The organism is Pseudomonas sp. RW409 (genome assembly GCF_003184125.1).
GTDB lineage: Bacteria > Pseudomonadota > Gammaproteobacteria > Pseudomonadales > Pseudomonadaceae > Aquipseudomonas > Aquipseudomonas chlororaphis_I.
In genome coordinates this window covers 972,702-982,551 of sequence record NZ_QHHP01000042.1, presented here as the reverse complement: position 1 = coordinate 982,551, position 9,850 = coordinate 972,702, and the positions used below count along the sequence as shown (strand labels likewise).

General features: G+C 63.6%; 9 protein-coding genes. 4 read left to right on the top strand and 5 right to left on the bottom strand.

Features of this window, described 5'->3' with window-relative positions:
* Both DK261_RS31560 and DK261_RS31555 read right to left on the bottom strand, forming a co-directional pair.
* Positions 1-1,316, bottom strand: a 1,316-nt coding sequence (locus tag DK261_RS31560) for a ShlB/FhaC/HecB family hemolysin secretion/activation protein (RefSeq protein ID WP_110177535.1), incomplete at its 3' end; no start/stop codon positions are given.
* Between the two features lie 248 nt (positions 1,317-1,564).
* Positions 1,565-2,902 carry a DEAD/DEAH box helicase gene (locus DK261_RS31555; RefSeq protein ID WP_009047613.1) on the bottom strand — a complete coding sequence of 446 codons (1,338 nt, stop codon included), beginning with the start codon at positions 2,900-2,902 and terminating at the stop codon, positions 1,565-1,567.
* 192 nt (positions 2,903-3,094) lie between these two features.
* On the opposite strand from DK261_RS31555, the gene DK261_RS31550 reads away from it, so the two are divergent.
* On the top strand, positions 3,095-4,393 hold the full coding sequence (locus DK261_RS31550) for a mechanosensitive ion channel family protein (protein ID WP_009047612.1): 1,299 nt from the start codon (positions 3,095-3,097) through the stop codon (positions 4,391-4,393).
* A gap of 150 nt (positions 4,394-4,543) precedes the next feature.
* On the opposite strand, the gene DK261_RS31545 is transcribed toward DK261_RS31550, so the two are convergent.
* The 3 genes from DK261_RS31545 to DK261_RS31535 all read right to left on the bottom strand — a co-directional run bounded on the left by DK261_RS31545 (position 4,544) and on the right by DK261_RS31535 (position 7,382).
* Positions 4,544-5,416 (bottom strand): carboxylate/amino acid/amine transporter, encoded by an 873-nt coding sequence (locus DK261_RS31545; protein WP_009047611.1) that lies wholly within the window; start codon positions 5,414-5,416, stop codon positions 4,544-4,546.
* 902 nt (positions 5,417-6,318) lie between these two features.
* Positions 6,319-6,918 carry an FMN-dependent NADH-azoreductase gene (locus DK261_RS31540; RefSeq protein ID WP_016704169.1) on the bottom strand — a complete coding sequence of 200 codons (600 nt, stop codon included), beginning with the start codon at positions 6,916-6,918 and terminating at the stop codon, positions 6,319-6,321.
* A gap of 149 nt (positions 6,919-7,067) precedes the next feature.
* Entirely contained in the window at positions 7,068-7,382 is a 315-nt protein-coding gene (locus DK261_RS31535; RefSeq protein ID WP_038581315.1) for a hypothetical protein, read from the bottom strand.
* 49 nt (positions 7,383-7,431) lie between these two features.
* On the opposite strand from DK261_RS31535, the gene DK261_RS31530 reads away from it, so the two are divergent.
* Genes DK261_RS31530 through DK261_RS31520 form a run of 3 tightly spaced genes read left to right on the top strand, consistent with a single transcriptional unit; the run spans position 7,432 to position 9,769 of the window.
* The gene (locus DK261_RS31530) at positions 7,432-8,355 is read left to right on the top strand and encodes a LysR family transcriptional regulator (protein WP_007920628.1); all 924 of its coding nucleotides are present in this window, start codon (positions 7,432-7,434) and stop codon (positions 8,353-8,355) included.
* Positions 8,356-8,398: 43 nt separating this feature from the next.
* The gene (locus DK261_RS31525; RefSeq protein ID WP_053268459.1) at positions 8,399-9,202 is read left to right on the top strand and encodes an alpha/beta fold hydrolase; all 804 of its coding nucleotides are present in this window, start codon (positions 8,399-8,401) and stop codon (positions 9,200-9,202) included.
* Positions 9,203-9,205: 3 nt separating this feature from the next.
* Positions 9,206-9,769, top strand: coding sequence for a peptidylprolyl isomerase A (locus tag DK261_RS31520; protein WP_007920626.1), 564 nt, complete (start codon positions 9,206-9,208; stop codon positions 9,767-9,769).
* Positions 9,770-9,850: the final 81 nt, after the last annotated feature.

Here is a 9,850-nt window from a genome sequence, read left to right as displayed (position 1 = left end):
GTCATCAGGCTGCTGAAGCTGAACGACTCGCCCCACAGCTTGAACGGCTGCAGGTAACTGAGGGTGGCGGTGTATTTGCGGTAGCGCGCATTCGGCTCGCCCGGCCCTGGGTGGCCATTGTCCTGGGCGTCGAAGGCACCGATGCCGTGCTGCATGCCCAGGTCGAGGTTGACGAAGGCACCGCCGATGCGCCGGCCGTGGTTGATGCCGAACTGGGCTTCGCTGAGGCGATTGCTGCTCAGGGCCAGCTTGCTGTCTTCGATGAAGTTGTTGGTGCGCAGGTAGGCCAGCCCGGCATTCAGCGAGGTCTTGCTCACTGCATCACGCAGGATCACCCGCTCGGCGCGCAGCTGGTGGTTCTGGCTGTCGCCGGTCTGCTTGAAGCTGAAACCATTGGCCTGGGCCTGGGAGCGGTACTCGCTCTGGCTGTAGGTGTAACTGAAGTTCCACCAGCCCCAGGGCAGGTTGTAAGAGAGCATGGCGTTGTTGGAGGTGTGCTGGTGGTCGCTCATGGCATCGTGGCCACCGCGCAACATCAACTGGTCGGCCAGCCCCAGCGGGCTGTCCCAGTCGAAGGTGGTGCCCCACTGCTGCTCGCCGGTGCTGCGCTGGCCGTCGTTGCTGCGCGACAGCCCGGCCCGCCAGGGCTTTTGCGCGCTGTTCTTGACCAGCACTTGGCTGCCACCGACCTCCTTGCCGGGGGCCAGCTCCATTTGCGCCTGGTTCGACGGCAGGCGGTTGAGCTGGTCCACCAGTTGTTCGATTTCCCGCAGGTTGACCAGCGCGCCGACCTGGCCGGGAAAGGCCATGGCCAGCTCCCGCTCGGACAGCTGGCTGTCGGCCGCGCCCTTCAAGCCTTCGAGCCGGCCCTCGACCACCAGCACCTTCAAATGGCCCGCGGACAGGTCCTGCTGTGGCAGGTAGGCACGGCTGGTCACCAGGCCCTTCTCCAGGTAGTAGTCGGTGATGACCTTGAGCAGCTCGTTGAGCTGGCTGACGCCCAGGCACTGACCGATATAGGGCTTGAGCAGGCGCGCCTGCTCGGCGGCGGACAGGCTGTCGGCGCCCTTGAGTTCGATGTCCTGGATCGGGAAACAGCGGGTGTCGGCAGGCGCGGTCGGCGCTGTGGGAGCGGCCTCTTTTCCGGGCAGGTCCTTGAGTTCCTCCAGGCGCCGGCGCTGCTCTTCGAGCAGGCGGTCCTGGCGTTCGCGGATCAGGTCGGTGTCACCGGGGGTGGGAGCAGCATGAACGAGGTGTAGCGGAGTCAAGCACAGCAAAGCCAGGCACAACCTCCCCGCGAGGGCGGGTGAGTACATGTTCGATCCCTCGAGACGCATTAGTATCAAAATGATATCAATATGTTAATTGGCCATCATTTTGGCGTCAATCATTCATCCTGCCGGCTGGTGCAGGAGAGAGGCTCTGCAACGAGGGTTCCAGCGAAGAACTCAAGTCGTCGAGGGGCCAGAGCCAGTGAAGGCGCGGCCAAGAAGAAGGCCGACAGCTGATCGCCGGCCAATAAAAAGCCCGGACGGGGTCCGGGCTTTTTGTATGGCGCTACGGCTTATTCGGCAGCCGGTGCTGGCTTGCGGCGCTTGAGCGGCGCCATGCCGTCCTGGCTGACCAGGGCATCGCTTTTCGGCCGGTTGGCGGTCTTGCGTTTGGTCGGGGCCTTGGCCACGGTTTTTTTCTTGTCGCCCTTGGCGTCGGTCTTTTTCTTCTTCACACCCGCGGCCTTGCCGGAGGCCTTGACCTTCTTCGGCCCGCTGTAGGTGCCTTTGACTTCCTTGATGGTGCGGCGCTCGAAGTGCTGCTTGAGGTAGCGCTCGATGCTCGACATCAGGTTCCAGTCGCCATGGCAGATCAGCGAGATGGCCAGGCCGTCATTGCCGGCACGCCCGGTACGGCCGATGCGATGCACGTATTCGTCGCCGCTGCGCGGCATGTCGAAGTTGATCACCAGGTCCAGGCCGTCGACATCCAGGCCGCGGGCGGCGACGTCGGTGGCGACGAGGATTTTCACCCCGCCCTGCTTCAGGCGGTCGATGGCCAGCTTGCGGTCCTTCTGGTCTTTCTCACCGTGCAGGACGAACGCCTTGTACTCCTGGGCCACCAGGCGGCCGTAGATACGGTCGGCCATGGCGCGGGTGTTGGTGAAGACGATGGCCTTCTGGTAGGTCTCGTTGGCCAGCAGCCAGTTGACGATCTGCTCTTTGTGCTGGTTGTGGTCGGCGGTGATGATCTGCTGGCGGGTGGTGTCGTTCAGCTGGCTGACCGCGTTGAGCTGCAGGTGCTCAGGGTTGTTCAGGACCTTGGCGACCATCTCGCGCAGGCCCGAGCCACCGGTGGTGGCGGAGAACAGCATGGTCTGCTGACGGTTCGGGCACTCGTCCACCAGGCGCTGCACGTCGTCGGCAAAGCCCATGTCGAGCATGCGGTCGGCTTCGTCGAGGACCAGCACTTCCACTTCTTTCAAATCGAGGTTGCCGGCGTTCAGTTGCTCGATCAGGCGACCCGGGGTGCCGATCAGGATGTCCGGCACCTTGCGCAGCATCGCGGCCTGGACCTTGAAGTCTTCGCCGCCGGTGATCAGGCCGGCCTTGATGAAGGTGAACTGCGAGAAGCGTTCGACTTCCTTCAGGGTCTGCTGCGCCAGCTCACGGGTCGGCAGCAGGATCAGGGTCTTGATGCTGACGCGGATCTTCGCCGGGCCGATCAGGCGATTGAGGATCGGCAGGACGAACGCGGCGGTCTTGCCGCTGCCGGTCTGCGCCGTCACCCGCAGGTCACGCCCTTGGAGCGCGAGCGGAATGGCCGCTGCCTGCACAGGCGTTGGCTCGACAAATTTAAGCTCGGCCACGGCTTTGAGCAGGCGTTCGTGCAGGGCGAATTGGGAAAACACGGGTGCTACCTCGAAGATATGCAAAAAAACAGCTGCATAGGGTAACGGTTTCGGGCGCGAAGGCCGAGTTTCTTTCACGCAAACCACGGTAAACAATTGGTTTTTGTCAGCGATTCGTCCTTAACGGTAACTTTCGACGGCTTAAATGTTCTAATCGATCCGTCTCGTCTCATAGAGGAAGCTTCTGACCCCATGGATTTCAAACAGCTCTGGCTCAACGTTCAAGACCTCTGGGGGGCGCTCGATGAGCACCCGCTCCTGCATTCCAGCCTGGCCCTGGTCATCCTGCTGGTGGTGGCGCTGCTCGTCGGACGAGTGGCGCGCTACCTCATCCTGCACGCGGTCAAGCTGCTCGGCCGCCAACCGTCCCTGCACTGGCTCAACGACCTGCGCCAGAACAAGGTGTTCCATCGCCTGGCACAGATGACCCCGTCGCTGGTGGTCCAGTTCGGCCTGCACCTGGTGCCGGAGCTGAGCAAGACCAGCCTGGTGTTCCTCGGCAACCTGGCCCTGGCCTTCACCATCCTGTTCCAGGTACTGGCCATCAGCGCCCTGCTCAACGCCCTGCTGGACATCTACGCCCGCACCGAACATGCGCGCACCCGTTCGATCAAGGGTTACGTGCAACTGGCGAAGATGGTGCTGTTCGTGTTCGGCGCGATCATCATCGTCGCCACCCTGATCGACCGCTCGCCGCTGCTGCTGTTGTCCGGCCTGGGCGCCATGTCGGCGGTGATCCTGTTGGTCTACAAGGACACCCTGCTGTCGTTCGTCGCCAGCGTGCAACTGACCAGCAACGACATGCTGCGGGTCGGCGACTGGATCGAAATGCCCCAGGTCGGCGCCGACGGCGATGTGGTCGATATCACCCTGCACACAGTCAAGGTGCAGAACTTCGACAAGACCATCGTCTCGATCCCCACCTGGCGCCTGATGTCCGAGTCGTTCAAGAACTGGCGCGGCATGCAGCAGTCCGGCGGCCGGCGGATCAAGCGCAGCCTGTACATCGACGCCAGCGGCGTGCGCTTCATCAACGATGAGGAAGAGGTGCGCCTGGGCAAGGTCCACCTGCTCACCGACTACATCAGTCGCAAGCAGGCCGAGCTCAAGAGCTGGAACGAGGCCCAGGGCAATGTCGCCGCCATGTCGGCCAACCGCCGCCGCATGACCAACCTGGGCACCTTCCGCGCCTATGCCCTGGCGTACCTCAAGAGTCATCCGGACATCCAGCCGAACATGACCTGCATGGTCCGCCAGATGCAGACCACCGCCCAGGGCATTCCGCTGGAAATCTACTGCTTCACCCGCACCACGGCGTGGACCGACTACGAGCGCATCCAGGGCGATATCTTCGATTACCTGCTGGCGGTGATGCCGGAGTTCGGCCTGAGCCTGTATCAGCAGCCGAGCGGCAACGACCTGCGCGCCGGCCTGCTGCCGGCGGTGCTGGGCGCCAGTCATATCCCCGAAGTGGAAAAACGCGCGCTGTAATTCCCGCCTGATCGCCCCGTCCCCGGGGCGATCAACCCCTCTATCTGCTCAATCTGTAGGAGCGAAGCTTGCTCGCGATCCGCGCAGCGGCCTGACCCCGCGGTGTCTGTCAGATCACTATCGTGGGCAATCGAGCGTCGACCGGCGCTCCTACAGGGCAGTGGCAGTAGTCGCGGCTTTTACGCCGCGACGGCTGATCCACACCGCCGCCAGGATCACCAGCGCGCCGAGGAACAGGCGCCCCAGTTCCTCATGCTGATTCCAGATCAACAGATTGATCAGCAGCCCCACCGGCACATGCAGGTTGTTCATCACCGCCAGGGTCGCGCCAGTGACCAGGCAGGCGCCCTTGTTCCACCAGTACAGCCCCAGCGCGGTGGACACCAGCCCGAGAAACAGCAGCACGGCCCATTGCAACGGGGCTTCGGGCAGGAAGTCCGGCTTGCCGAACAGCAGGAAGGCCGGCAATACCACCGCCAGCGCCCCCAGGTAGAAGTAGCCGAAACGCCGGTAATGCGGCAGGTCGCTCGGATGGCGCGCCACCAGGTGCTTGTACAACACCTGCCCGGCGGCGTAGGTGAAGTTGGCCAGTTGCAGCAGCAGAAAGCCCATGAAGAAATCCGGGCTGATGCGGTCGTAGCGGATCACCGCCGCCCCGGCCACCGCCACCAGCGCCGCCAGCAGGCCCCAGGGGTTGAAGCGCCGGTTCAGCGCGTCCTCGATCAGGGTCACATGCAGCGGCGTGAGGATGGTGAACAGCAGCACCTCCGGCACCGTCAGCACGCGAAAACTCAGGTACAGGCAGACGTAGGTCACGCCGAACTGCAAGGCGCCGATCAGCAGCATGCCGCGCATGAACGCCGGCTCCACCTGGCGCCAGCGGGTCAGCGGGATGAACACCAGCCCGGCCAGCAACACCCGGACCAGCACCGCGAAATAACTGTCGACATGCCCGGCCAGGTATTCGCCGATCAGGCTGAAGGAAAACGCCTGGATCAGCGTGACAAAAAGTAGATAGCCCATTGCTCGCCTCGTCTTGAAGAGGCGGCGACGATAGCGGTTTTGCCCCACCCGACGCAAAGCGGTGTATCAGAAATACCGCGGTGCCTGATTTGGCGACGGCTGCGCCGTCGAGCGCAGCCTCGCTGACGCTCGACAGCGGCTACGGGCCAACGATTGCAGCCGATGGCCCAGTCACTCGCCTCCCCGCTTTTGTAGCCGCTGCCGAGCTCCGGCGAGGCTGCGATCGGCTGCATAGCAGCCGCGAACCCGGCAACCGCGGTGAATCAGAAATACCGCGGTGCCTGGTTTGGCGACGGCTGCGCCGTCGATCGCAGCCTCGCTGACGCTCGACAGCGGCTACGGGCCAACGATTGCAGCCGATGGCCCGGTCACTCGCCTCCCCGCTTTTGTAGCCGCTGCCGAGCCCTGGCGAGGCTGCGATCGGCTGCATAGCAGCCGCGAACCCGGCAACCGCGGTGAATCAGAAATACCGCGGCACCTGGTTTGGCGACGGCTGCGCCGTCGGTCGCAGCCTCGCTGACGCTCGACAGCGGCTACGGGCCAACGATTGCAGCCGATAGCCCGGTCACTCGCCTCCCCGCTTTTGTAGCCGCTGCCGAGCCCTGGCGAGGCTGCGATCGGCTGCGTAGCAGCCGCGAACCCGGCAACCGCGGTGAATCAGAAATATCGCGGCACCTGGTTTGGCGACGGCTGCGCCGTCGAGCGCAGCCTCGCCGGGGCTCGGCAGCGGCTACAGAAGCATCAAAAATCGCGGGCAAAAAAAAGCCCGATCTCGCAAAGCGTTCAATCGGGCAGGAGCACTCAGGAGCAACAAGTGCAAAGGGAGGTTCGATGCGCACACAAACTTGAAGGGGAGCGCAGGGCCTACTAGACCACTGCGCGATTATCTGGCGATTAACGGATCAAGCGACCTGGGCCAGTTTGGCGTTGGCCTGGTTCAGGCCCTTTTCCTGGAAGTCGCCGCCCAGGTTCATGCCTTCGGCGTGGATGAACTCGACGTCGTGGATGCCGATGAAGCCCATCACCTGGCGCAGGTAGGGTTCCTGGTGATCCGCGGTGCTGCCGGCGTAGATGCCGCCACGGGCGGTCAGCACATAGGCGCGCTTGCCGTTGAGCAGGCCCTGGGGACCGGTTGCGGTGTACTTGAAGGTCACGCCGGCACGCAGCACGTGGTCCAGCCAGGCTTTGAGGGTGCTCGGGATGGCGAAGTTGTACATCGGCGCGGCCATCACCAGCACGTCGGCGGCCAGCAGTTCGTCGGTCAGTTCGTTGGAACGCTGCAGCGAGGCCTCTTCGCTCTCGTTGCGCTGCTCGGCGGGTTTCATCCAGCCGCCCAGCAGGTTGCTGTCCAGGTGCGGCACCGGGGTTACCGCCAGGTCACGCACGGTGATCTGGTCGCCCGGGTGGGCCGCCTGCCATTGCTTGATGAAGGTCTGGGTCAGCTGGCGGGAAACGGAATCCTGCTGACGGGCACTGCTTTCGATGATCAGAACGCGGGACATGGGATGTAGCCTCCATCGGGAATGCTGTAGGTCGATGGAGCGCAGATTAAACAGAGTCATATCGATGAAAAAGCGCAAATAACTGCTATAACCAATCAATAAATTCGTTTATAAGCGGAGCAGGTCGCGCACCCTGCTCCGCTTTGCGCTTACTTGGCGGTACAGGTCAGGTCGATGCGCAGCTTGATGATGCTGCGGTTGAACTTGGCCGTGGCGTTCTTGAACTTGCCGGCCGCCACTTCCACCTTGCGCGTGCGCGGGGCTTCGGGGCCGTTGCGGAAGACCACCGTGCAGGCGGCGTCGGTGGTGCCGTAGTTGTTCACCTGGATCGAACCGATGTCGGCATCGGTGTCGTAGGCGGTGTAGTCGATGCTCACGCCTTCGAGGTGTTTCTGCACATCGATGGGATAGGCGAACGCACTGAGCGGCAGCAGGGCCAGCAACACACAACAGAATTTTCTCATTCGGCAGTCTCCAATAAGGAGCGCCAGCTTAGGACAAGAGGAGCTCCTCATGAAAGCGCCCCGCGTTACCCTCGATCAATGGCGAACACTGCAGGCCGTGGTCGATCACGGCGGCTTCGCCCAGGCCGCCGAGGCGCTGCACCGTTCGCAATCGTCTGTCAGCTACACCGTGGCGCGCATGCAGGACCAACTGGGCGTGCCGCTGCTGCGTATCGACGGGCGCAAGGCCGTGCTCACCGAGGCCGGCGGTGTGTTGCTGCGCCGCTCGCGGCAACTGGTGAAACAGGCCAGCCAGCTGGAAGACCTGGCCCACCACATGGAACAGGGCTGGGAAGCCGAAGTGCGCCTGGTGGTGGACGCCGCCTACCCCAGCGCGCGCCTGGTCCGCGCCCTGACCGCCTTCATGCCGCAAAGCCGCGGCTGCCGGGTGCGCCTGCGCGAGGAAGTGCTGTCCGGGGTCGAAGAGGTGCTGCTCGAAGGCGTGGCCGACCTGGCCATCAGCGGCTTCAATATCTCCGGCTACCTGGGCACCGAAATGAGCTCGGTGGAATTCGTCGCCGTGGCCCACCCGGAACACGCCCTGCACCGCCTGAACCGCGAGCTGAATTTCCAGGACCTGGAAAGCCAACTGCAGGTGGTGATCCGCGACTCCGGCCGCCAGCAGCCGCGGGACGTCGGCTGGCTCGGCGCCGAACAGCGCTGGACCGTCGGCAGCCTGGCCACCGCCGCCACCTTCGTCGGCAGCGGCCTGGGCTTTGCCTGGCTGCCGCGCCACATGATCGAACGCGAACTCCGGGAGGGCCTGCTCAAGGTGCTACCGTTGGACCAGGGTGGCAGCCGGCACCCGACCTTCTACCTGTATTCGAACAAGGACAAACCCCTGGGCCCGGCCACGCAGATCCTCGTCGAGCTGCTGCGCACCTTCGACACCGCGCCGCTGGACGCGCCGTTCGCCGCCCCGGAACAAGCCTGAACCGACACTTGAACCCTCCACGCGCCTGAACAGGAATTCAGCCATGGCCTATTTCGAACACGAAGGATGCACCCTGCACTACGAGGAATACGGCCATGGCGAACCGCTGGTGCTGGTTCACGGACTCGGCTCCAGCACCCGGGACTGGGAAAAGCAGATCGCCGAGCTGTCCGCCCATTACCGCCTGATCCTCCCCGACGTGCGTGGCCATGGCCGTTCCGACAAGCCCCGCGGGCCTTACAGCATCGCCGGTTTCAGCGCCGACCTGGTCGCCCTGCTGGAGCACCTGAACCTGTCGCGAGTGCACCTGGCGGGCCTGTCCATGGGCGGCATGATCGCCTTCCAGCTCGCGGTGGATCAGCCCGGGCTGCTGAAAAGCCTGTGCATCGTCAACAGCGCGCCCGAGGTGAAGATCCGCAGCGCCAACGACGCCTGGCAGTGGTTCAAGCGCTGGAGCCTGATGCGCCTGCTCAGCCTCGAAGCCATCGGCATCGCCCTGGCCGGCAAACTGTTCCCCAAGCCAGAGCAGGCCGAGCTGCGGCAAAAGATGGCCGAGCGCTGGGCAAAAAACGACAAACGTGCTTATCTCGCAAGCTTCGATGCCATCGTTGGCTGGGGGGTCCAGGAACGACTTTCGCAAGTCGCCTGTCCAACCCTGGTCATCAGCGCCGACCGTGACTACACCCCGGTCGCACTGAAAGAAAGCTATGTGAAACTGCTGCCCGACGGGCGCCTGGTGGTGATCGCCGATTCGCGTCACGCCACGCCGCTGGACCAGCCGCAACGCTTCAACCAAACCCTGCTCGAGTTTTTAACCGCAGTCGACACCACCACCCAGGATCACTGACCCATGCTGAAAAAAATCGCCCTCGTCGCCGGCTCCGTTCTGTTCGCTGCCAACCTGATGGCCGCCCAACCGGCCAAGGCGCCTCACGTCCTGCTGGACACCAGCTTCGGCAAGATCGAAGTCGAACTGGACCCGGTCAAGGCCCCGATCTCCAGCAAGAACTTCCTCGACTACGTCGACAGTGGCTTCTACACCAACACCATCTTTCACCGGGTGATCCCGGGCTTCATGGTCCAGGGCGGCGGCTTCACCCCGCAGATGGTGCAGAAGGAAACCCGCGACCCGATCAAGAACGAAGCCAGCAACGGCCTGCATAACGTACGTGGCACCCTGTCCATGGCCCGCACCTCGAACCCGAACTCGGCCACCAGCCAGTTCTTCATCAACGTCGCCGACAACGCCTTCCTCGATCCGGGCCGCGATGCCGGTTACGCGGTGTTCGCCAAGGTGGTGAGCGGCATGGACGTGGTCGACCAGATCGTCAACTCGCAGACCACCACCAAACAAGGCATGCAGAACGTGCCGATCGACCCCGTGCTGATCAAGTCGGCCAAGCGCATCGACTAAGGCCCTGTACGGAAAGTGGCTACATCCGCCGACTTTTCGTACAGAGCCCAAGGCTTCGCCGGGAGTCCCGGCGCAGCGCCG